This is a genomic window from Salinirubellus salinus, assembly GCF_025231485.1.
GTDB lineage: Archaea > Halobacteriota > Halobacteria > Halobacteriales > Haloarculaceae > Salinirubellus > Salinirubellus salinus.
This window is the reverse complement of sequence record NZ_CP104003.1, coordinates 902,726-925,282: the sequence shown is the minus strand read 5'-3', so window position 1 is coordinate 925,282 and position 22,557 is coordinate 902,726. Positions and strand designations below refer to the sequence as shown.

Sequence of the window (22,557 nt, the reverse complement as noted above, 5' to 3'; positions counted from 1 at the left end):
CGTGGGGGGCGGGGGTATCCCTGCTTACAATGTTAGCTAGCCACGGGGTGTCGGCCCGATGACCGACACCAGCGAGGAGTACTTCCGACGGCTCGTGAACGTCGACAGACTCCGGGAGTACCTGGAGGCCGAGCTCGGCCCAGCCGAGGAGTACGAGGTCCGCCGTCACGCCGAGGGACACTCGAACGAGACGCTGTTCGTCACCTGGGGCGAGAAGGAACTCGTCGTCCGTCGGCCCCCGCCGGGCGAGACGGCCGACACCGCCCACGACGTGTTGCGCGAGTTCCGCGTCATGGACGCGCTGCAGGACACGGAGGTGCGGGTCCCACCCACCGTCCTCGCCAGCGACGATCAGGACGTGATGGGGTCGGACTTCTACGTGATGGAGCGCGTCGACGGTGACGTGCTCAGGCGTGGTGAGCCGGACCGGTTCCAGAACGCACACGCGCGCAAGAAGATAGGGGAGGAACTGGTCGACACGCTCGCGGAGATCCACGCCGTCGACTACGAGGCGGTCGGCCTCGAGGTCGGTGACTTCGGCTACCCGCCGGGGTTCACCGAGCGGCAGGTGCGGCGCTGGTCCGAGCAGTTGATGTGGGCCTTCTCGGTCACGAACGAGGAGCGCGAGGTGCCCGAACTGTACGAGGTGATGGAGTGGCTCCAGGACAACGTCCCGGAGGACCCGCCGGCGACGCTCGTCCACGGCGACTACAAGCTCGACAACGTGATGTTCGGCCCCGCGGACGAGCCCGAGATCGTCGCCATCTTCGACTGGGAGATGTCGACGCTCGGCGACCCGTTCACCGACCTCGGCTGGATGCTCTCGTACTGGTGGGACGAGAAGGACCCCGTGCCGCCGACGGGGACCGACACGCTGATGCGGACGTTCATGACCCACGAGGACTACCCGACCCGGACGGAACTGGTCGCCCGGTACGAGGACCTGACGGGCTTCGAGTTCGAGAACGACCGGTTCTACCGGACACTCGCCGTCTACAAACTGGCCGGCCTCGGCGAGATGTTCTTCCGGCGGTACCTCGAGGGGAACTCGGACGACCCGATGTACCCGAAGATGGAAGACGGCGTGCCGGCGCTGGCCGAGCGCGCGATGCGCATCATCGAGGGCGAGGAACCGCTCTGAGCGGCGGGTTCCGGTCCTCACCCCACCGTCCCGATCACCTGCAGCAGCGTCAACAACCCGAAGAACGCCGCGACACCGAGCATCACCTTCGCGCCCGTCCGTGCCCGAGCGACGGCGTCGTCCTTCGGCGCAACCTCGTCCGGGTCGACCGCCTCCCCCCGGCGGTCGGCGCTGAACGAGGCGCTCTGTTGCGCTGCCCACTCCGGGTCGCGTAGCTGGCGGACCCCCATGTACCCCACGACGAGCGTCGCCAGTGCCGTCAGGAGCGTGTAGGCGTTGACCACGCGCCGGGTAGGGGTGGGGGCCGCAAAACCCCGGTGTCCCCAACGGTTATCGCCGCACCGGGCGACTCCGCAGCCATGCAGGTAGCCGCGTTCGCGGAACTGACCGGACCGGACGGCGTGGAACTGCTCGACCGACCGAATCCCACGCCGGGCGAGGGGGAGGCCGTCGTCGACGTCGCGGCGTGCTCCATCAACCGTCACGACCTCTGGATACTGCAGGGCGACTCCGCGATGGTGAGCGGCGACGCGCTGCCGTTCGTCTCGGGGCTGGACGTGGCCGGCACCGTCCGCGAGGCGGGACCGGACACCGCGGTGAGCGAGGGCGACCGCGTCCTGCTCTGTCCGAACGAGACCTGCGGGACCTGCGAGTTCTGTCGCGAGGGGCCGGAGAACCGGTGTGCTGCGTTCTCGCTCTACCACGGCGGGCTGGCGGAGCGGGCACTCGTCGACGGCGACCGGCTGATCCCCCTCCCCGACGCGGTCGGGTTCGTCGAGGCGGCGGCGCTCCCGACGGCCTACCTCACCGCGTGGCACATGATGCGACGGGCCGGCGTGACCGCGGGTGACCTCGTGTTCGTGCCCGGTGCGACCGGCGGCGTCGGCGTCGCCTGCGTGCAGTTGCTCGACCTCGTCGGTGCACGCTCCATCGGGACCTCGACCTCGGCGGAGAAGCTCGCGGCGATCGAGGAGCTGGGCTGTGACCACCTCGTCGAGACGGCCGACCCCAACGAGATGCTGGCGGCGGTGAAGGACGTCGGTCGCCCGGACGCGACGCTCAACCACCTCGCCGGAGAGTACGGGCAGGTGGCGATGGCGGCGATGGGTCGTGGCGGCGTGCAGGTCGTGTGTGGTCGGACGGCCGGCCCGGACCTGACCATCCAGGCCGCGCCGTTCTTCCTCGGCCACCAGTCGGTCCACGGGTCGACGATGGGGACCCAGCCCGAGCTGGAGCGACTCGTCGGGTTCGTCGCCGACGGCGACCTCTCGCCGGTCGTCGATCGGACCTACCCACTGGCGGAGACGGGCGCCGCGTTCCGCGACATGGTCGACCGCGACGTGGTGGGGAAACTCGTCGTCACGCCGTGAGGACGGTCGGCCTCGTGGGGCACAACGCTAAATCCAACCCCGCCTAGGCCCCGAACGTGCACCTGCCGTCGTTCCCGCTCGTCTCGGCCCCGTGGTGGGGGGTGGTCGCCTCGCTCCCGTGGTGGCAACTGGGACTGCTGGCCTCGCTGGTCGTCGCGTTCGTGGTCGTGCGCCGACTGGCCGACCCCCGGGGGAAGTGGGGGCTGACGCTGCGACGCCGGTTCGTCCTCGGCGTCCCGTGGGGGACGCTCCTCGTAGTGGTCGGCGTGCTGTCGTTCTACCTGTTCGTCCAGGGTGGGGTGGACCACTGGCGCTCGCCGGTCGTCATCCCGTTCCGCGCGTGGTCGTACTACTACCCGCTGGGGGTCCTGACCGCGGGGTTCGCCCACGGTGGGGCCACGCACCTCACGGGGAACCTGCTGGGGACGCTCGTCTTCGGGACGGTGGCTGAGTACGCCTGGGGGCACTTCCCCCGCGAGCGCGGGTCGGCCGCCTTCTCGTCGCTCGGCACCCACCCCGGTGCTCGTATCGGTGCGTTCGTCGGCGCGACCGTCGTCGTCGGGATACTCGCCGGCCTCTTCTCGCTCGGGCCGGTCGTCGGGTTCTCGGGTGTCGTCTTCGCGTACGCGGGGTTCGCGCTCGTCCAGCTCCCCGTCCTGACGCTCGTGGTCGTCCTCGGCGGCGGGGCGGTCGACCTCGCCTACCGCGCGTTCAACCGGCCGACAATCCAGTCGGCCACCGGCCCCTCGTTCTCCTCGCCGTGGTGGGCGGAGGTGGCTATCCAGGGCCACGCGCTCGGCCTGTTCATCGGGGTGGTCCTCGGCGTCGCGCTCGTCCGTCGGCGCGAGGCGTTCCCGGACCCGCTCTCGCTGTTCGTCGCCACCGTCGCCTTCGGCGTCGACCGCGGGCTGTGGGCCGTCTACGGCTTCCTCGGCAACGGCCGGTTCGAACTCTACCGGGCCGGTGGGCTCGCCCTGCTGTTGGTGATGGCGGGGCTGGTGACGGCGGCGGCGACGGCCCGACCTCGCACGCTCGTCGCGCGCATCGACCTCCAGAGCCACGAGGCGGCCCTGGGGCTGACGCTCGCCGTGCTGGTGGCGCTCTCGGTGGTCGCGGTGCCGTACAACCTCCTCGCGCTCGGGACCGGCGACGGCCTCGCCGACCGGCCCGCCGTCGAGGTGCGCGACTACGAGGTCTACTACGCCGAGAACGTCCAGGACCGACTCGTCGGCGGTATCGACGTGCCGGGACTCGACACGGACGTGCGGACGAGCGGCGTCATCGTGGTCAGCGAACAGCGCAACATCTGGTGGACGGCGTTCGGCAAGCGGTCACTGGCGTTCGGCGGCGATCGCTACGTGAGACTCGGCGGTGTCGGGTGGCGCGAGACGGTCAGGGCGAACCGGACCGGGTGGTCGGCGGTGGGCAACGCGAGCGCCTACCGCGTCCGTCTCAAGCCCGTCGGTGGCGAGTACGTGACGGCGTACCAGTCGGCCCCCGTCCGCGCCGAACCGACCATCGGCGGGCGGAACGTCACGCTGTTCCCGGCGAACGGTGGCTTCGGCGTGGCCGTCACGCGGGGTAACGAGACGCTCGGGACGGCCCCCATCCCGGCCAACGCCACCGCGGTGAACGTCGGTGGCATCCTCGTCGAGAACGACGCCGGGCGACTGTTCGTGATCGACGGCGGGACCCGGGTCCGGGTGGCGAACCGCGAGACCTACCGCTGAGCCGGCTCAGGCGTCGTGGCTCCACTCGATGCGGAACACCTCGGCGTCGAGGACGCGTTCGGCCTCGCTGTGGAACTCGAACTGGTGGGGTAGCTCCAACTCGGCCCGGAAGGCGTGGGTAACCTCGCCGCCCTCGTCGGCCGCGAACGCCTCCACGAACTCGCGGCTCCCGGCGTTGTGGACGGAGTACGAGACGTCCGCGAGTCGCGCCGCCGTCGCGAGGAACGCCCGGTCGGCGTGTTCGTTCCCGCGCTGGGCGCCGAACGGGGGGTTCATCAGGACCGTCGTCCTCTCGCGTCGTCGCAGCGGCGGGTCCGTGGCGTCGGCGCGGACCCACTCCACGTCGGTCCGGGTCCCGACCCGGCGTTCGTTCTCTCGGGCCGTCGCGAGGGCGGCGGGGTCGAGTTCGACGCCCACCACCAGGTCCGGGCCGCGGAGGGCAGCACCGAGCGAGAGCATCCCCGTCCCGCTCCCGAGGTCGACGACGGTCCGCCCCTCCACGTCCCCCTGCAGGTCGGCGACGTGGACGATGTGGGCCGCGAGCTCCGCGGGCGTGTGGTACTGTTCGAGCCCGGCACGTGGCTCCTCGAAGCCGACCACGACGCCGAGTTCCTGCGCGAGGCGGCGGCGCGTCTCGGTCACGGCAGGCCCTCGCCGGTCCGTCGACATCGAGTCTCACCCCCGGCTGTGTCGGTGGTGCTCATCGTAGCCGCGCATACTCGCCGAGCATACTAATAGGTTTGCGCATATCTCTGAGTAATCTACGTGCCGCCGGGGCGTGGTCGAGTGGGCATGACGTGTCACCACCTCACGGGACTGGGAGCCGTCCGAATAAACAATCCTTAAAACTGTCCCGCCGGTTTCCTCCTGCATGGCTGGAACTATCGAAGTGCTCGTCCCCGGCGGGCAGGCCAACCCGGGGCCGCCGCTGGGTCCCGAGCTGGGTCCGACGCCGGTAGACGTGCAGGCAGTCGTGAGCGAGATCAACGAGCAGACCGCCGCGTTCGACGGCACCGAGGTGCCCGTCACGGTCGAGTACGAGGACGACGGGTCGTTCACCATCGACGTGGGTGTCCCGCCGACCGCGGCACTCGTCAAGGACGAACTCGGTTTCGAGACGGGCAGCGGCGTCCCGCAGGAGGACTTCGTCGCCGACGCGAGCGTCGAGCAGATCAAGAAGATCGCCGAGCAGAAGCTCCCCGACCTGCTGGCCTACGACCTGAAGGGGGCCGCGAAGGAGGTCGTCGGGACCTGCACGTCGCTCGGTGTCACCATCGAGGGCGAGAACCCACGCGAATTCAAGGAGAAGATCGACGCTGGTGAGTACGACGAGGTCTTTGCGGAAGCGCCGGAAGCGTAGCGACGGCGCGACCGACGAACGGCTTCGTCTCGACGCTCAGCACGGACCGTCCTCGTCCCTCCTCCGCCCGACTGCACCGGTAGCACCTGCACTGTGCCGGGTTCCACAGGCTTTTCTGGGAGAGTCACCTCGGTTTAGACGAGACTAATCCGTGCGTGTGACCGGACCTACAACGCGCTCAGGCGGTGATCGCTGATGGCGTCGTTCCTCGAGATACTGGTGGCGGCCGCGACGCTCCAGTTGCTCGTGTTGCCGGGCGAGAAGGTCCAGATGATCATCGCAGGGCTCTCGACGAAGTACCGGCCCGGGACGGTCGTCGCCGGTGCCGGGGTGGCGTTCGGCGGCTGGACGGCGCTGGAGGTGGCGTTCGGCGAGGCGGTGAAGGGGGCACTCCCGGCCGTCTACCTCGACGCCATCACCGGTGTGCTGTTCGTCGTGTTCGCCGTCCTCCTGGCGAACTCGGCCCGGACGCTCGACGGCGAGAGCGAGCAACTGCTCAGCGACGGCGGCACCGCGAGCTCGAGTGCGGGACTCGTCGCGCGGCTCGACGCTCGCCTCCCCGACCGGTTCGAGGGGTTCGTGCCCGCCTTCTCGGCGAGCGCGTTCGGGGAGTTCGGCGACAAGACGCAGGTGGTCACCATCGGACTCGCTGTCCAGTACGGCGCACACCCCGCCATCTGGCTGGGCGAGATGCTCGCCATCATCCCCGTGAGCCTGCTGACCGCGTTCGCGTTCAACCGCGGGGCACACCGGCTGAGTCCCGACCAGCGGCGGTACGTCCTCTACGGGGCTGCCGTGCTGTTCCTCCTGTTCGCGGCGGACGTGGCGGCTGGCTACTGGTTCGGCGTGAGCGTGACCCCCGTCTGAGCGGCGAGACCGCGCGTCACGGACTCACGCGGGGCAGCACGCTTCGACGGCTTTAAACCTCCAATGCCCATCGTTCCTGACGAGACAGGCGTAGCCTGTTTCACACCGTAGTAGCCTGACGGCTACGACTACGGAGGTGAAAGATGGCAGATTCGATAGAAGAAGCAGTCACTCGCGCACTCGAGGATGCACCCCAGCGGAACTTCCGTGAGACGGTGGACCTCGCGATCAACCTGCGCGACTTAGACCTCAACGACCCCAACAATCGTGTGGACGAGTCTATCGTCCTCCCGAGCGGGACGGGTCAAGAAACACGTATCGTCGTGTTCGCCACGGGCGAGACCGCCCTGCGCGCCGAGGACGTCGCCGACGACGTGCTCTCTCCGGACGAACTGGAGGAGCTCGGTGACGACACCGACGCCGCGAAGGACCTCGCAGACGAGACGGATTTCTTCGTCGCCGAGGCGAACATGATGCAGGACATCGGTCGCTACCTGGGTACCGTGCTCGGTCCCCGAGGGAAGATGCCGACCCCCCTGCAGCCGGACGACGACGTCGTCGAGACCGTCGACCGGATGAAGAACACGGTCCAGCTCCGCTCCCGTGACCGGCGGACGTTCCACACCCGCGTGGGTGCGGAGGACATGACGGCCGAGGACATCGCCTCGAACATCGGCGTCATCGTCCGTCGGCTGGAGGCGAACCTCGAGAAGGGGCCGCTCAACATCGACGGCATCTACGTCAAGACGACGATGGGGCCGTCCGTGGAGGTGCCCACATGAGCGCGGAGTCCGCCGAGGAACGCAAGACCGAGACCATCCCGCAGTGGAAACAGGAGGAGGTCGACGACCTCGTGGCGACGCTCGAGTCCTACGAGTCCGTCGGCGTCGTCAACATCGCGGGGATCCCGTCGCGCCAGCTCCAGTCGATGCGCGCGGACCTCTACGGCAGCGCCGAACTGCGCGTCTCGCGCAACACGCTGCTGGTCCGTGCCCTCGAGGAGGTCGACGACGGTCTCGAACAGCTGACGGAGTACGTCACCGGGCAGGTCGGTCTGGTCGGTACCGACGAGAACCCGTTCGGCCTGTTCAAGCAACTGGAGGCGTCGAAGACGCCCGCGCCCATCAACGCCGGCGAGGTGGCGCCCAACGACATCGTCATCCCCGAGGGTGACACCGGGGTCGACCCCGGTCCGTTCGTGGGCGAACTCCAGCAGGTCGGTGCGAACGCCCGCATCGACGGCGGCTCCATCAAGGTCATGGAGGACTCCACGGTCCTCTCGGCCGGCGAGGAGGTGTCGCAGCAGCTGGCGAACGTCCTCAACGAGCTCGGTATCGAGCCCAAGGAGGTCGGGCTGGACCTGCGCGGCGTCTACGCCGACGGTGTCCTGTTCGAACCCGAGGAACTCGAACTGGACATCGACCAGTACCGCGCTGACATCCAGAGCGCGGCGTCGGCCGGCCGGAACCTCTCGATCAACGCCGGGTACCCGACCGCTCGTACGGTCGGGTCGATGCTCGCGAAGGCGTCCGGCGAGGCCAAGAGCCTCGGCGTCTACGCGGCCATCGAGTCCCCCGACTTCGTGGACGACCTGCTGTCGAAGGCGGACGCCCAGCTCCGCTCGCTCGCGGCCCACATCGACGACGAGGAGGCCCTGCCCGAGGAACTCCGCGGCGACGTGGCCCCGGCGACGGAGCCCGACTCCGAGGAATCGGAGACTGAGGCGACCGAAACGGAAGAAGAGACTGACGACCAACCTGCCGAGGAGGCCGACGCCGACGCGTCCGACGACGACGAGGACGACGACGAAGACGGTGACGGTGACGCTCTCGGCGCCATGTTCGGGTGAACTACAATGGAATACGTTTACGCTGCACTGCTGCTGCACGAGTCCGGTGACGAACTGAACGAAGACAACATCACTGCCGTCCTCGACGCCGCTGGCGTCGACGTCGAGCAGTCCCGCGTCAAGGCCCTCGTGGCTGCCCTCGAGGACGTCGACATCGAGGAGGCCCTCGAGACGGCCGCCGCCGTCCCCGCCGCTGGTGGGGCCGCGGGCGGTTCCGCCGGTGGAGACGACGAGTCCGCCGACGAGTCCGCCGACGAAGGTGGCGACGAGGCCGAAGCGGAGGCCGAGGAGGAAGACGAGGAAGAGGACGACGACGCCGGTGGCGAGGGCCTCGGCAACCTCTTCGGCTGACGCGGCCGAACTCGTTCCCGACGCGATCCACGACCACACGTTCTTTCGACGCTCGCCCGCCAGCGGCGGCGCCGGCACCGTAGCTTCATGTACCGGGACGGGACCATCTCGGCCCAGTGTGGCCCCCCATCCGTCTCGCGCTCGCGCCGGAAGGGACGCTCGCGACGCTCGCGTTCGTCCTCGCCGGTGTCGCCCTCGGCACCTGTTCCGGGCTGGTGCCCGGTCTACACGCGAACAACGTCGCGTTGTTGCTGGCGGCGGTCGCACCCGCACTCCCTGGTCCCCCACGACTCGTCGGGGCCGCCATCGTCGCCGCCGGCGTGACCCACACGTTCCTCGACGTGGTCCCGACGCTGGCGCTGGGTGTGCCGGACCCCGCGATGGCGGCGAGCGCGCTCCCCGGCCACCGACTCGTCCTCGAAGGGCGGGGGCGGGAGGCGCTCAGGCTCTCGGCGTTCGGGAGTGCCAGCGCCGTGCTCCTCGCCGTCCCACTCGCCGTCCCCGTCACCGAGGTGATGGTCGCGTCGTGGCCGACGGTCCGGGCGAACCTCCCGCTGGTGCTGGCTGCCGTCGTCGGCTTCCTCCTCGTGACGGAGGGCGGTGTGCGGGGGGCGCTCGGCGGGGTCGTCGCGGTGGCACTCAGCGGTGCACTCGGGCAGGTCGCGCTCCCGCTCTCGCCCGACGCCCCACTGCCGGGGAGCGTCCTCGCGCCGCTGTTCGCGGGACTGTTCGGCGCACCCGTCCTCCTCGACGCGATGCGGGGCACGGGCGTGCCGCGACAGGGAGGCACCAGCATCGAGCTGGAGCGCCGGACGCTCGCGGGACTCGGTGCCACCGGGTCGCTCGCTGGCGCTATCGTCGGCTACCTCCCCGGCGTCTCCTCCGCCATCGCCGCGACGGCGGCGCTCTCGGCCACCCCCGGCCGCTACGGCGCTCGGGGCTTCCTCGTCACCACGAGCGGCGTCAACACCAGCAACAGCGTGTTCGCCCTGTTCGCCCTCGTGGCGCTCGGCTCCCCCCGGACCGGCGTGCTGGTCGCGTTCGAGGCGACGGGGGCGCCGCTCGACCTCCCCCTGCTCCTCGGCAGCGTGGCGCTCGCCTCCGTCGCCGGCTTCCTCCTCGTCCTCTCGGTGGGGGACCGCTATCTCGACCGGGTGGGCCGGGTGGACCCGCGGTGGCTCTCGCTCGCCGTGCTCGGACTGCTCGCGGTGCTGTCGGGAGCGTTCGCTGGCGGGGTGGGCCTCGTCCTGTTCGTCGTGGCGACGCTCGTCGGTCTCGTCCCGATCCGCCTCGGCGTCAGGCGCGCGCACCTGATGGGGGTGCTCCTCGTGCCGCTCGCGCTCGGCTAGAGGTAGCGCTGCCGTCGGAAGTACGCGAGCATCACGACCGCCAGCAGCGCCATCCCCAGCATCACGGCGTAGTACCCGTTCTGCCAGCCGAGCTCGGGCATCCGCTCGAAGTTCATCCCGTAGACGCCCGCGACGAACGTGAGCGGCAGGAACAGCGTGGCGATGACCGTGAGTACCTTCATCACCTCGTTGGTGGACTGCGAGACGGTGTTGAGGTAGATGTCCCGTGCCCCACGGGCGAGGTCCCGGTACGTCTCGACGAGGTCGACCACCTGGACGAGGTCCTCGTACACGTCGCGGTAGTACTTCTCCGTCTCGGCGGCGACCTGGTCGACGTCACCTCGAGCGAGCACCGAGAGGGCCTCGCGGGTCGGCCACGCGAGCTTCCGGAATGCCAGCAGGTCGCGGCGGACCGTGTTGATGGCCTCCAGCGTCTCGATGCCGGTCGACTCCAGCACCGCGTCCTCGATGCGCTCGATGTTCGTCTCCACGCCGTCGAGGACGTCGAAGTACTCGTCGACGACGACGTCGAGGACGCGGTAGGCGGTGAAGTCGGGGCCGCGCTGGAGGAGCCGTTCGTCACCGCGCTCGACGGCGTCCCAGATCCGGTCGACGGCCACGACGCGTTCGGTGGCGAGCGTGACCACCCAGTCCCGCCCGATGCAGACCCCGACCGGGTTCGCGTCTACCTCCTCGTCGAAGGTCTGCTCCCCACGTCGCAGTTCGGCGTCCTTCACGAGACAGAACGTGTACCCGCCGAACGGTTCGGTCTTGGGCCGCACGTCGTTGACAACGTCCTCGACGACGAGGGGGTGGATGTCGAACGCCTCCGCGGCGCGGTCCAGTTCGTCCCGGTCGGCGTCGGTCACGCGCACCCACGTCGTCCCGTCGGCCTCGCGGGCCCCGAGGAGGTCGTCGTACGTCTCCACGCCGCCTGCGGCGCTGTAGACGGTGGCCCGTATCATCGCGACAGCCGCCCCGAATCTCGGGCCATCAGTTCACGCCCACCACCCACGGAGAGCAGGGCGAGGCCCACCATCAGCCCGGTCAGGCTGAACGCCCGGCCGGGGTACGGTGCGAGGACGCCGACGGCGTAGCCGGCGCTACTCAGGACGGTCAACGAGAGTCCTACGACCAGCGGCCCGTTCATACGGGCCGGCCGACCGGCGGGGACAAAACGGTTCCGCGGGGGTACCGCTACGACTCGCCCGTCTCGTGCTCGATGCCAGCGAACAGCGTGTCCACGGTCTGCTGTTCGCCGTCGAGACCCTGCGGATAGACGGCGACGCCGACGACGAAGTCGTCACCGTCCTTCGTCTTCGTGACGTGGACGTAGACGTCGACGTTCTGGCCGGCCACGGTGGTCGCCTCGGCCGAGAACCTCGAGACGGTGACATTCTCACCGAGCACCGTCCGGGTACGGTCGCCCTCGAACTGGACGTTCTGGACGGTCTCGTACTGCTGCTGGAGGCGCTGGGCGAGTTCGCGGTTCGAGAGCTCGCCGAGGGGGTTGAACGTCTGGCCGGCCACCGCCACCGCTGGCGAGGAGATGACCGTCATCCGGGCGAGCGGCTGGGAGTTCCCGAGGAGGCTCACCGACCGCTGGTACTCGGCGACGTGGTTCGTCACGGTGACGTTGCGCGTCTGCCCACCCGCGCGGAACGTCCGGTTGATGACCTGCGTGTCGTCTCTGGCCTGCTCGTAGCCGGTGTCGCTGCGCGCCTGCTCGGAGACGCTCACGTCGTCGGCAGCGAACGTGAGCGCACTCTGGCCCGTGAGGAACCCGATGCAGCCGCTCGATACCACCAGCACGATCAGGAGGGCGACCGCTAGCTGCCGTCTCATGTGTCGGTTCGAGGTTTCCCCGCTCACCCGAAAAGTCCTCTGGCCGAGGACAGGAAATAAATCGCCGGAGATACCCGGCTCAGAGCCGGAACGTCGGCCCGTCGTCCGTGTCCTGCACCTCGATACCGAGGGCCTCGAGGTCGTCGCGGAGCGCGTCGGCACGCTCGTACTCGCCGGCCTCGCGTGCGTCCTCGCGTAGCGAGAGGACGAGTTCGACGAGGTCGCCGACCAGCACCTCGCCCTCGGCCTCGCCCGCGAACGAGAACCCGAGGACGCCCTCGCCGAGTTCCTCGTAGGCGTCGACGGCGGCTTTCAGGCCGCGGTAGTCGTACGTGTCGTTCGCGTCGACGTGGCGGTTCACCGCGGCGCCGAGTTCGAGGAGCGCGGTCAGGGCGCCACGCGTGTTGAAGTCGTCGTCCATCGCAGCCGCGAACGCCTCGCGGGTGGTCTCCACGGCTGTCCGGAGGTCGTCGTCGGTCACCTTGGTGTGGGCGTCGACGGAGTCGAGCGCCGCGACGGCGCGGTCGTATCCACGCTCGAGGCGCTCCCAGCGCTCCTCGGCCTCCGAGATGGTCGTCTCCGAGTAGGTCTGGCGGGTGTTGTAGCCCCCCGCGAGGAAGAACGACCGGAGGACGTTCACCCCGAGTTCCCGCAGCGCGTTGGAGACGGTGAAGAAGTTGCCCAGCGAGGAGGACATCTTCTCGCCCTCGGTCTCCAGCAGCGCGGTGTGGAGCCAGTAGCGGGCGAACGTCTCGCCGGTGGCCGCCTCGCTCTGGGCCACCTCGTTCTCGTGGTGGGGGAACACGAGGTCCTGCCCGCCGACGTGGATGTCGATGGTCGAGTCGAGGTGCGTCATGCTCATCGCCGAGCACTCGACGTGCCACCCCGGCCGGCCCTCGCCCCACGGTGAGTCCCAGGTCTCGCCGGTCGGGTACGCCTCGTCGTCGAGGTCGGGCGCGTCCGACTTCCGGTGTTCCTCGACGGCCGTCCTCGAGACGCCGTCGGCCTTCCAGAGGGCGAAGTCCTGCGGGTGGCGCTTCTCCGCGCGCTCGTCGGCCTCCCCCTGCGCCTCCAGCTCCTCGACGGACTGGTTCGACAGTTCACCGTACCGGTCGAACGAGGTCACGTCGAAGTACACCGACCCGTTCGACTCGTAGGCGTACCCCTTCTCCACGAGCGTCTCGACGAGGTCGATTATCTCGGGGACGTGCTCGGTGACGCGGGGGTAGACCTCGGCGCGCTTCAGGTTCAGCCCGCGCATGTCCTCGACGACCGAGGCGAGGTAGTGGGCGGCCACCTCGCGCTCCGTGTCACCCACCTCGCCGATGCGGGCGACGATCTTCTCGTTCACGTCTGTGACGTTCTCGACGTGTCGGACCGTGTAGCCAGAGTGTTCGAGCCACCGGTGCATCACGTCGACGTGGACCCACGACCGCGCGTGGCCGAGGTGGGCGTGGTCCGAGACCGTCAGGCCGCAGTAGTAGAGGAGTACCTCGTCGGGGTCCTGCGGTTCGAAGGGTTCACGCTCGCCCGTCCGGGTGTTCGTCACGCGCAGCGACATACCGGAGGCTTGTGCGGGTCGGTGTTTCAACTGTTCGGAACCGTGCGAGATGGAGACGCCGGCACGGCTGCCTACTGCACCGCGTCCTCGACGTCGCGCAGTGCGTCCGGTCCGTCCCGTCGGTTCACCGCGACCACGAGGACCCCGTCGGTCGCCCCCGCAGCGCCCACGGCGACTCCCTCGGCGTCGAGGCGAGCGACGACGTGGGCGAGCGTCACCGGGTCGACCCCGTCGCCGGTCGCGGTGATGCCGGTCAGGTCGCCCCCGCCCGGCGCCAGCATCGTGTCGGCGACGCGGACGAGGGCAGCGTCGGGGTCGTCGGTGGGGCCGAGTCCAGACTGCATGTTCACCCGGACCCGGCCCGCCGGTGTCGGTGGTTCGTAGTCGGCGAGGTCCTCGGCGTAGCGACGGAGTGCGGCGGCGACGGCCTCCTCCTCGCCGACGCCGAGGAAGCGCGCCGCGGCGGTGTAGTTGCAGATGCCGGCTCTGAGCGCGTCACGGACGAACGGGTTCGCCCGGACGGCACGGCGGGTGTCGGCGGCGACAGTCATTGGTGACTCCCCGCGTCGGGTCCTGATAAACGGACGGGAACCGGCCCCGAGGGGTGCGACTGCCCGGCTGCCGGCCGACGGGTGCCGGACGGGCGTGCAGGTGGGCATTCACCCGTGTGACTCGGACCGGGGGTCCGGCTGGTCGCCACTCCGCTCGACAGTCGAGGCCTCGCGTCCGCGGTCCGCCTCGGTGGCATCGCTGGTATCCAGTTCCACCGCCACGCACGCGATGCCCACGATGGCCCCATCGTCGTCGTGGACAGGGTCGACCGTCAGGTCGTACACCACCGGTCCGCTCGGCAGGCGGTAGGACACGCGTCGTCTGACTCGCTGTCCGGACTCGAGGGCCGCTCGCTTTGGCGCGGTGACGGCCTCGGCGGCCGCCGGTTCGAGCAGGTCCTCGTCGGACATCCCGAGGATGGACTCCCCACCGAAGTCGGGATGGGGGTTGCCGAGCCACGTGTACCGGAGGGCCGCGTCCTGCCGGAAGGCGACGACTGGAGAGTCCCTGAGCGCCATCTGGAAGTGTTCACGCTCGTTACGAAGGTCACTCTGCAGGCGTTCGCGTTCGCGTCTCGCCCGGTCGCGCTCGACGACGGTCAGCACGCGGTTCGCGAGCAGCGCGAACTGCTCCGTTCCGGCCGACTTCTGGATGTACTCGTCGACGCCAGCGGAGATGGCGGCGCTCGCGATCTCCTCGCTTCCCTTCCCCGTGAACAGGACGAACGGCATCTGGCCGTACCGCGCTCGGACCACCTCGAGGAGTTCGAGACCGTCCGTCCCCGGCATATCGTAGTCGGACACGACGCAGTCGACGTCGCCCGCGTCCAGCCGCGCTAGCGCCTTGTCGGAACCGTTCACCGTCACCACGTCGAACTGGCCGGCCTCGCGTTCGAGTGATGCGGCCACCAACCGTCCGAACGTCCCGTCGTCGTCGACGTGGAGGACGTGGACGGGGGGTTCTGCCATGCTAACAGTCCGTGGTCACTGGAGTGAATAACGGTTGCGGCGTGTATCCGGTGGAGAGAGTACCGGTCCGACCGGCAGGATTCCCGCCGGTTCAGTCCGCATCCACCGTCGGGCCGGTCCCGGGACGCCACCCGCGCATGAACGCCGCACAGACGCCGCCGACCCCCACGCCGAAGGGGATCGACGCGGTGCGGACGAGGAGGACGGCCGCCGTCGCGGGGACGACGGCGACGCCGGCCACGACGGCGAGTGCGCCGCTCAGGAGGAGGTCGTAGGCTCCGAGACTCGCCGGGATTGGGACCACGCTCGCGGCCTGCGGGAGCGGGACCAGCACGACGATGGGGAGCAGCGCGGCGGTCTGGCCGGTGCCGTCCAGTGCGACCCAGAGCGCCGTCGCCGTCAGCAGTTGTTCGAGGAGGCCACCGAGCGCGACGAGCGCGAGGAGTCCCGGTCTGGTTCGGAACTCACCGACCCGTGCACGGAATCGGTCGACGGCGTCCTGGACCGCTGCTCGGTCGTGTGGCTCGTCCCGGTAGAGCGCCGACACCCGCGAGACCACGGGCGTGGCTGCGCGTACCACTCCCTTCGAGAGTGCCGTCCGGAACAGGACGAGACCGATTCCCACGGCGACGACGGTCAGTAGCGCCCCCCCGAGCACGTAGAGCAGCGACCGGGTGTCCGCACGCCCAGTGAGGACGGCGAGGCCGAGGAGCGCGGAGAGCACCAGCTGTGCGCCGGACTTGACGTACTTCGCGACGCTCCGCACGCCGAGCGCCTCCGAGTAACTCGTCTCGGTGGTCGCGCCGACGAACTGGGCCATGATGGGTTCGGAACTCACCGGACCTGCGGGGCTCAGGATGTCGAAGAAGTCGCCGGCGAGTGCGAACTGGACGGACTGCGGCACCGACAGGCCACCGTTCAGTGGCCGGACCGAGGCCCAGACGCCGATACCGTCGGCGACGCCCTCGAGGACGACGAGGAGGACGACGAGCACGAGCGCCGTGGCCGTCACCGCGGCCGCCCGGTCGAGGACGGCGCCGACGCCGACGGTGTAGAGGTAGACGGCGAGGCCGAGCGCACCGAGCGCCACCCCCGCGAGGAACCGGACGAGTCGTCGCACACCTCGGGGTGGGAGTCGAGCTCATATGAGGACTCTGGCCTGCGGTGAGCGACGAACGCCCACGGGCTCCAGAACCGTGGACCGGTCGGGGCGCGGTGGGGCTACTCCCCGGATTCGAAGCGCGGAGCGTGGAGCAGCGCCCATCTCGTGAACGTTCGGTAGCGCGTCGCTCTACCAGCTGTTCAGAAGTCTCCGACCGCTGCGGACGTGCTCGCGGGAGCGGTTCGTGCCGAAGACGCGACCCCGCCCGCGAGCACGTTCACTGGAAGCCACGTATCGGCTGCGCCCGACTGCTCTCGTCGTCCGCGTTCTGCAACCGTTCGGCCAGTTGCTCGCGGGCCTTCCGTATCTCCTCGGCGTGCTCGACGAGCGAGTCCGTCTCCACCTCGACGCCGGTGAGCGGGGCGACGCCACCGCGCAGGACCGCTCGGGAGGCCTCGGGGTCGGGGAACTTCGCGTCCGTCTGGGCGACGAGACCCACCGCGTCGACGTCGCGTTCCTCGGCGGTGGCCAGTAGAGCGCCGGTGGGCCCCGAGACGAGGCCGCCCTCACGCGGCGGGACGATGCCCGCCTCGGCGACGAGGTCCGTCCCCCTGCCGACGCCCACGCCGTACACCTCCGGAACGCCGGTGCGCTCCTCGTCCAGCCCCGAGATGTAGATGGGGGTCGCGTCGTGTTCGAGGACGAAGTTCGTGATGCACCCGGAGAAGTCGCCGGCAGAGGACGGCGAGACGGGGATGTCGCTCTGGAGGACCAGCAGGTCGCGGGTCTCGTCGGCGTAGATGCGGACCGGGGGCCGGACCGTCGAGTCCTCGCCGCGGTAGACCGCCACCTTCGGGAGCCCGGAGCAGTGGATACCGGCGACGTACTCCATCTCGAACTGTTCGACGAGGTGGTCGCAGGCGATCTTGCCGACCAGCCCCGCGCCCGGCAGCCCCTCCACGAGCCAGGGGCTGTCGAGGTCGAATTCGCGGACCGTATTGACGTGCGCCATACCCCGGCAGAGACGGGCGCGAGTAATGAAGGGCAGGGGCGTGGGCAGGTACACTCCCCAGCGGCCGTGTCGGGAGAAGCGAGAACCGGTGTTCGAGGTGGGAGCCGTCAGGCGAGCGAGTGGATGTTCTCGACGATCTCCTCGGCGAACTCGCTGGTCGCGAGTTTCTCGCCACCCTCGATCTGTCGGTGGATATCGTAGGTGACCTTCTTCGAGCGGATGGTCTCCTCGATGGCGTCGCGGACGAGGTCGGCCGCGTCGTTCCACCCCATGTGTTCGAGCATGATGCGGCCCGAGAGGATGAGCGCCGAGGGGTTGACCTTGTCCTGTCCGGCGTACTTCGGCGCAGAGCCGTGGACCGGCTCGGCGAGGAAGCGTCCGTCGCCGATGTTGGCGCCGGGGGCGATGCCGAGGCCACCGATCTGGGCGCCACAGGCGTCGGAGAGGTAGTCGCCGTTGAGGTTCGGCAGGGCGAGGATGTCGTACTGGTCCGTACGGGTCAGGATCTGCTGGAGCATGTTGTCGGCGATGCGGTCGTTGACGACCACGGCGTCGTCGGGAGCCTCACCGTCGCGCTCGTTCCAGAGCGTGTCCTCGGTGATGACCTCGTCGCCGTACTCCTCCTCGGCGACCTCGTAGCCCCAGTCACGGAACGCGCCCTCGGTGAACTTCATGATGTTCCCCTTGTGGACCAGCGTCACGGAGTCGCGGTCGTGTTCCAGCGCGTAGTCGATGGCCTTGCGGACGAGCCGTTTGGTCCCGAACTCGGTGATGGGCTTGATGCCGATGCCGACCGGGCCGTCGTGGATGGTGGAGTCGAAGCCCATCTCGTCCTCGACGAACGCCTTGACCTTCTCCACGTCCTCGGTACCGGCCTCCCACTCGATGCCGGCGTAGACGTCCTCCGTGTTCTCCCGGAAGGAGACCATGTCCATCTTCTCCGGGGCCTTCACGGGCGAGGGGACGCCCTCGATGTGGTAGGTGGGGCGGACGTTCGTGTAGAGGTCGAGCTTCTTGCGGAGCGCGACGTTGAGCGACCGGAAGCCGGCGCCGACGGGCGTCGTGAGCGGGCCCTTGATGCCGACCTTGAACTCACGCATCGCCGCCAGCGTGTCCTCGGGGAGGTTCTCGCCGTCGTAGCGCTCGCGAGCCGACTCGCCGGCGTAGACGCGCATCCAGTGGATGTCACGACCCGTCGCCTGCGCGGCGGCTTCGAGGACGGTCTGGGCCGCGGGTCCTACGTCGGTCCCGATGCCGTCTCCGTGGATGATGGGGATGATGGGCTCGTCCGGGACGACGAGTTCGTCGTCGTCCGTCACCTCGATCTTCTCGCCAGCCTCGGGAACTTCGACCTGCTGGTAAGCCATATCGTCGGATTCAGCCGTCTCCGTCAAAGGGATTCCGCTCTCTCGGCAAGAGTTGCACGAACGACCGTGAGGGTTACTCCCCGTTCGGCCGGTCATCAACGGTGCGTTCTTGTACCGAGCACCGTGAGAGCCGTGGACAGAGGGGAGCGTTCAAACGGGCGGGTCGAGTGGTAGCGGCCGTGCAACTCATCGTCCACGGCGGGGCCGGTGGCCCCGTCGACGAGCCCGAGGAGAGACAGGGCGTGCTCGACGAGGCGGCTGCGGCGGGGGCCGCGACCGAGCGCGTGACCGACGCCGTCGTCGCCGCCGTCCGGGTGCTGGAGGCCGACCCGAGGTTCAACGCCGGGACTGGCGGGGCGGTCCAGTCCGACGGCGTCGTCCGGACCGACGCCGGCCTGATGACCGACGACCGGCAGGTGGGCGCGGCCAGCGCGATGCCCGGCGTCGAACACGCTGTCGACGTGGCGCGGGTCGTGAAGGAGGAGACCCCACACGTCCTCGTCTCGGGGGTCCACGCCGTCGACCTCGCCGAGGCGTTCGACGTGGAGACCGACGTGGACCTCTGGAGCGACGCCTCGCGCGAACGGTGGGCCGAGGCGGACGCCCCCCAGTCCTTCGACACCCGCGAGCACCTCGAGTTCGTGCACGAGCGCTTCGGCGGAGATGGCGACGGTCGCTGGGGCCACGACACCGTCGGCGCCGTCGCTCGAGACGGTGACCGACTGGCTGCCGCCACGTCCACGGGCGGTCGCTGGTGTGCGCTCGCGGGGCGGGTCGGCGACGTGCCGCAGGTCGGGTCGGGGTTCTACTGCGCCCGGCTGGGTGGCGCGAGCGCGACGGGGGCCGGCGAGGACATCGCCCGCGTCACGCTGGCCCGTCGGGCCGTCGACCACCTCGAACGGGGCCGGGATCCGCAGGACGCCGCCACCCTCGCCATCGAGGAGTTCGAGGACCTCACCGGGAGCGACGCCGGCGTCATCGTGATGAGCAACGACGGCGCCCACGGGAGCGCGTACAACAGCGAGGCGATGCAGACGGCCGTCGCCAGCGACGACTGAGCGTGGCTCGGCCTACCGTTCGAGGTGCGGGAAGCCGCTCCGGTCGCCGGCGAGCGCGTGGCGCTCGGCCCGCGACATCAGCACCTCGTGGGTGTTCACGACCGGGTCGTCGCCCGGTCTGACCTGCTCGTAGTTGCCGTCGGCGTCCATCTCCCACGCCTTGCGGTTGTCGGCCAGCAGCGTCTCGAGGACGACGTCCAGTTCCCCACGCAGGGTGGGGTCCTCGACGGGGACGACGGCCTCCACCCGGCGGTCCAGGTTCCGGGTCATCCAGTCGGCGCTCCCGATGAAGTACGCCGGGTCGCCGTCGTCGTGGAACCGGAAGATGCGGGAGTGTTCGAGGAACCGCCCGACGACCGACCGGACGGTGACGTTCTCGCTCACACCCTCCAGCCCGGGGCGGAGCCGACAGATGCCACGGACGACGAGGTCGACGTCGACGCCGGCCATCGAGGCACGGTAGAGTTCGGCCACCATCGCGGGGTCCTCGAGCGAGTTCATCTTCGCGACGATGCGTGCCTCCCGGCCGGCGGCGGCGTGCTCGGCCTCGCGCCGGACGAGGGCCGTGAACCGCTCGCGCATGTTGCCCGGGGCCACCAGCAGGTCGCGGTACTCCTCGTGCATCGAGTGGCCGGTGAAGAAGTTGAACAGACGGGTGAGGTCCTGCCCGACGTCCTCGTCCGCGGTCAGCAGTCCGAGGTCGGTGTACGTCTTGGCGGTCTGGGAGTGGTAGTTGCCAGTGCCGACGTGGGAGTAGAGCTGGACGCCGTCGGGTTCGTCGCGGACGACGAGCGCCGTCTTGGTGTGGGTCTTCAGCCCGATGGTCCCGTAGGCGACGTGGATGCCCTCCTCCTCCAGACGGCGGACCCACCGGAGGTTGTTCTCCTCGTCGAAGCGGGCCTTCAACTCGACCATCACCGCCACCTGCTTGCCGTTGCGGGCCGCCTCGATGAGCGACTCGATGACCTGCGAGTCGTGTGCGGTCCGGTAGATGGTCGCCTTGATGGCGAGGACGTCCTCGTCGTGGGCGGCCGCCTCGAAGAAGTGCTGGACGGTCCCCTCGAACGAGTGGTACGGGTGGTGGACGAGCACGTCCCCCCGGCGGACCTCCTCGAACAGGCCACGCTCCTCGTCGTCGTCATCGCCATTCGGCTGGAGGCGGGGGTGGAGCCGTGGCCGCCACTCCCGCAGTTTCAGGTCCGGGCGGTCGAGTTCGACCAGGCGCATCAGGTCACGGAAGTCCAGCGGGGCGGGCCGCTCGAACACCTCCCGCTCGTCCACGTCCAGTTGCTCGCGCAGGAGGTCACGGACCGGTTCGGGCGTGCCGGCCTCCACCTCGAGTCTGACGACGGTCGCGAACCGGCGCTCGCGGAGGACGCCCTCGATCATCTCGATGAGCCCCTCGGCGACGTCCTCGTTCCGGCGCACCTCGGCGTTCCGCGTGACACGGAACGTGGTGTGGTCGAGCACCTCGACGTTGGGGAACAGCAGGTCGAGGTTCGCAGCGACGACGCGCTCGAGGGGGACGTACCGCTCGCGGCCGTCGGCTCGGTCCGTCCACTCCTCGCGGATGCGCACGAGCCGGGGGCGGTTCTCCGGGATCTTGACGCGGGAGAACTTCGGCACCTCACCCTCGCGCCGGGTCCGGACCCCGAGCGAGAGCGAGAGGTTCGAGATGAACGGGAACGGGTGCGCCGGGTCGAACGTGAGCGGCGTCAGCGTGGGGAGCACGTCCGTCTCGAAGTACGACCGCAACGACGCCCGTTCCCGGTCGGTCAGGTCCTCGTGCCCGAGAATGTCGATACCTGCCTCCCCCAACAGTCCGTGGACCGCGTCGTGGTAGCAGGCCGACTGGGTCTCGAACATCTCGCGGCAGGTCTCGAGCGAGGCCGCCCACTGCTCTCGCGGCGTCCGGCCGTCGGGCGAGAGTTCGCTCACCTCGGCCTCGATCTGCTGTTTCAGCCCACCGATACGCTTCATGAAGAACTCGTCGAGGTTGTTCGTCAGGATGGCGAGGAACTTCACCCGCTCCAACAGGGGGTTCCGGTCGTCGAGGGCCTCGAAGAGCACCCGCTGGTGGAACGCGAGTTCGGAGAGCTCGCGGTTGAGGTAGAGCGACGGGTCCGAGAGGTCGACGGTGGCACCGCTCTCTGGGTGCGGTTCGCACTGCAGGTACCGGGCGCGGCCGTCGGCCAGCGAGCCGTCGCTGATGACGTCGTCGGCCGGTGGCTCGTCCGGTGCCGTGGTCTCCTCCTGGTCGGTCACTACTCAGGCCTGAATCGCCGGGAGGTCGAGAATCTTGCGCTGGGCGCGGTCCCGATAGGTCTGCTCGGCCGGGACGCTGACGAGGTCGTCGGCCCGGTAGTCGTAGGCGGTCAGTTCCCCACCGTAGACACAGCCCGTGTCGAGCCCGACGGCACCGTCGGTGACGACGGGCGCGTCGAGGACCGTGTGGCCGAAGAAGACGCGGGGGCGTGCCTCGTGGATCTCGAACCAGAACGGGCCGTCGTAGCCGTTCTCCGGCGGGACCGCGCGGGTCTCGAGCAGGTCGTAGAGGCCGTGCTCGGAGAGCGGTCGTCGCGGATCCACCCCGCCGTGGGTGACGAGGACATCGTCGAACGAGATGGCCGCGGGGAGCGCCTCGAACCACTCCTGATGAGGCTCGAGTTCGGGGCGGTGTTTCGTCCCGTCGACGAACTTCTGCTCGTTGTTGCCCCGGACGGTGCGGAAGTTCTGGGCCTCGCGGACGCGCTCGACCACCGCGGCGGAGTCGGGCCCCTTCCGGACGAGGTCGCCGACGAAGACCACGAGGTCGTCGTCGGTCGGTTCGAGTTCGGCGAGGAGCGTCTCGAGTTCGGTGATGCACCCGTGGACGTCGCCGACGAGGAAGATGTCGTCCCACGCGTCGGCGTCGACACGGTGGTGCAGCGGTGCAACCTCGGGCGACAGGTCGGAGTCGGCGAGTCTGCCGTGTTCTGCCGTCGCCTTCGAGTCGGCCTCCCGGACGGATACCTCCGTCTGCATTGGCTGCTCCGACGCCGTGGTCACGTTAAGCGATTTCTAGGACCTCTACGT

General features: G+C 69.5%; 23 protein-coding genes. 10 read left to right on the top strand and 13 right to left on the bottom strand.

Translation table 11 applies throughout. The features are described from left to right. Positions 1-58: 58 nt before the first annotated feature. On the top strand, positions 59-1,141 hold the full coding sequence (locus N0B31_RS05125; RefSeq protein WP_260594771.1) for a phosphotransferase family protein: 1,083 nt from the start codon (positions 59-61) through the stop codon (positions 1,139-1,141). Positions 1,142-1,158: 17 nt separating this feature from the next. On the opposite strand, the gene N0B31_RS05120 is transcribed toward N0B31_RS05125, so the two are convergent. After that, positions 1,159-1,425, bottom strand: coding sequence for a hypothetical protein (locus tag N0B31_RS05120; protein WP_260594770.1), 267 nt, complete (start codon positions 1,423-1,425; stop codon positions 1,159-1,161). A 75-nt stretch (positions 1,426-1,500) separates the two neighbouring features. On the opposite strand from N0B31_RS05120, the gene N0B31_RS05115 reads away from it, so the two are divergent. Together N0B31_RS05115 and N0B31_RS05110 are read left to right on the top strand one after the other, a co-directional pair. Then, complete coding sequence (locus N0B31_RS05115) at positions 1,501-2,511, top strand: quinone oxidoreductase family protein (RefSeq protein WP_260594769.1); 1,011 nt, start codon at positions 1,501-1,503, stop codon at positions 2,509-2,511. A gap of 56 nt (positions 2,512-2,567) precedes the next feature. Beyond that, entirely contained in the window at positions 2,568-4,241 is a 1,674-nt protein-coding gene (locus N0B31_RS05110; RefSeq protein ID WP_260594768.1) for a rhomboid family intramembrane serine protease, read from the top strand. Between the two features lie 6 nt (positions 4,242-4,247). Here N0B31_RS05110 and N0B31_RS05105 read toward each other — a convergent pair whose 3' ends face one another. Next, positions 4,248-4,883: an METTL5 family protein gene (locus tag N0B31_RS05105; protein WP_260594766.1), complete on the bottom strand. Its 636-nt coding sequence runs from the start codon at positions 4,881-4,883 to the stop codon at positions 4,248-4,250. A 229-nt stretch (positions 4,884-5,112) separates the two neighbouring features. Here N0B31_RS05105 and N0B31_RS05100 point away from each other — a divergent pair, with 229 nt between their 5' ends. From N0B31_RS05100 to N0B31_RS05075, 6 genes are all read left to right on the top strand, one after another. Next, positions 5,113-5,601: a 50S ribosomal protein L11 gene (locus N0B31_RS05100; protein ID WP_260594765.1), complete on the top strand. Its 489-nt coding sequence runs from the start codon at positions 5,113-5,115 to the stop codon at positions 5,599-5,601. A 195-nt stretch (positions 5,602-5,796) separates the two neighbouring features. Continuing rightward, a complete protein-coding gene (locus N0B31_RS05095) occupies positions 5,797-6,468 on the top strand; it encodes a TMEM165/GDT1 family protein (protein WP_260594764.1) in 672 nt (223 codons plus the stop codon). Positions 6,469-6,611: 143 nt separating this feature from the next. Further along, entirely contained in the window at positions 6,612-7,250 is a 639-nt protein-coding gene (locus N0B31_RS05090; RefSeq protein ID WP_260594763.1) for a 50S ribosomal protein L1, read from the top strand. Beyond that, entirely contained in the window at positions 7,247-8,317 is a 1,071-nt protein-coding gene (locus N0B31_RS05085; RefSeq protein WP_260594762.1) for a 50S ribosomal protein L10, read from the top strand. Before N0B31_RS05090 ends, N0B31_RS05085 begins: the two co-directional genes overlap by 4 nt. Positions 8,318-8,323: 6 nt before the next feature. Further along, complete coding sequence (rpl12p, locus tag N0B31_RS05080; RefSeq protein ID WP_260594761.1) at positions 8,324-8,668, top strand: 50S ribosomal protein P1; 345 nt, start codon at positions 8,324-8,326, stop codon at positions 8,666-8,668. 116 nt (positions 8,669-8,784) lie between these two features. Further along, on the top strand, positions 8,785-10,017 hold the full coding sequence (locus N0B31_RS05075; RefSeq protein WP_260594760.1) for a tripartite tricarboxylate transporter permease: 1,233 nt from the start codon (positions 8,785-8,787) through the stop codon (positions 10,015-10,017). Here N0B31_RS05075 and corA read toward each other — a convergent pair. From corA to icd, 9 genes are all read right to left on the bottom strand, one after another. Continuing rightward, positions 10,014-10,982: a magnesium/cobalt transporter CorA gene (gene corA, locus N0B31_RS05070; protein WP_260594759.1), complete on the bottom strand. Its 969-nt coding sequence runs from the start codon at positions 10,980-10,982 to the stop codon at positions 10,014-10,016. The genes N0B31_RS05075 and corA overlap by 4 nt on opposite strands. After that, positions 10,979-11,167 (bottom strand): hypothetical protein, encoded by a 189-nt coding sequence (locus tag N0B31_RS05065; RefSeq protein WP_260594758.1) that lies wholly within the window; start codon positions 11,165-11,167, stop codon positions 10,979-10,981. The genes corA and N0B31_RS05065 overlap by 4 nt, the downstream gene beginning before the upstream one ends. Before the next feature lie 47 nt (positions 11,168-11,214). Then, on the bottom strand, positions 11,215-11,862 hold the full coding sequence (locus tag N0B31_RS05060) for a DUF6517 family protein (protein ID WP_260594757.1): 648 nt from the start codon (positions 11,860-11,862) through the stop codon (positions 11,215-11,217). 79 nt (positions 11,863-11,941) lie between these two features. Continuing rightward, a complete protein-coding gene (gene cysS / locus N0B31_RS05055; protein WP_260594755.1) occupies positions 11,942-13,423 on the bottom strand; it encodes a cysteine--tRNA ligase in 1,482 nt (493 codons plus the stop codon). 71 nt (positions 13,424-13,494) lie between these two features. Beyond that, positions 13,495-13,974 (bottom strand): DUF7523 family protein, encoded by a 480-nt coding sequence (locus tag N0B31_RS05050; RefSeq protein WP_260594753.1) that lies wholly within the window; start codon positions 13,972-13,974, stop codon positions 13,495-13,497. A gap of 108 nt (positions 13,975-14,082) precedes the next feature. Further along, positions 14,083-14,943, bottom strand: coding sequence for a response regulator (locus N0B31_RS05045; protein ID WP_260594752.1), 861 nt, complete (start codon positions 14,941-14,943; stop codon positions 14,083-14,085). 91 nt (positions 14,944-15,034) lie between these two features. Next, the gene (locus tag N0B31_RS05040) at positions 15,035-16,063 is read right to left on the bottom strand and encodes a lysylphosphatidylglycerol synthase domain-containing protein (RefSeq protein WP_260594751.1); all 1,029 of its coding nucleotides are present in this window, start codon (positions 16,061-16,063) and stop codon (positions 15,035-15,037) included. 259 nt (positions 16,064-16,322) lie between these two features. Continuing rightward, on the bottom strand, positions 16,323-17,057 hold the full coding sequence (locus N0B31_RS05035) for a proteasome assembly chaperone family protein (protein ID WP_260594750.1): 735 nt from the start codon (positions 17,055-17,057) through the stop codon (positions 16,323-16,325). 107 nt (positions 17,058-17,164) lie between these two features. Then, the gene (gene icd, locus N0B31_RS05030; RefSeq protein WP_260594748.1) at positions 17,165-18,424 is read right to left on the bottom strand and encodes an isocitrate dehydrogenase (NADP(+)); all 1,260 of its coding nucleotides are present in this window, start codon (positions 18,422-18,424) and stop codon (positions 17,165-17,167) included. A gap of 179 nt (positions 18,425-18,603) precedes the next feature. Between icd and N0B31_RS05025 the strand changes: the two genes are divergently transcribed. After that, on the top strand, positions 18,604-19,482 hold the full coding sequence (locus N0B31_RS05025; RefSeq protein ID WP_260594747.1) for an isoaspartyl peptidase/L-asparaginase: 879 nt from the start codon (positions 18,604-18,606) through the stop codon (positions 19,480-19,482). 12 nt (positions 19,483-19,494) lie between these two features. Here the strand turns inward: N0B31_RS05025 and ppk1 are convergent, their stop codons facing one another. Then, on the bottom strand, positions 19,495-21,654 hold the full coding sequence (gene ppk1, locus N0B31_RS05020; RefSeq protein WP_260643959.1) for a polyphosphate kinase 1: 2,160 nt from the start codon (positions 21,652-21,654) through the stop codon (positions 19,495-19,497). 96 nt (positions 21,655-21,750) lie between these two features. Further along, positions 21,751-22,506 (bottom strand): metallophosphoesterase family protein, encoded by a 756-nt coding sequence (locus N0B31_RS05015; protein ID WP_260594746.1) that lies wholly within the window; start codon positions 22,504-22,506, stop codon positions 21,751-21,753. Between the last annotated feature and the right edge of the window lie 51 nt (positions 22,507-22,557).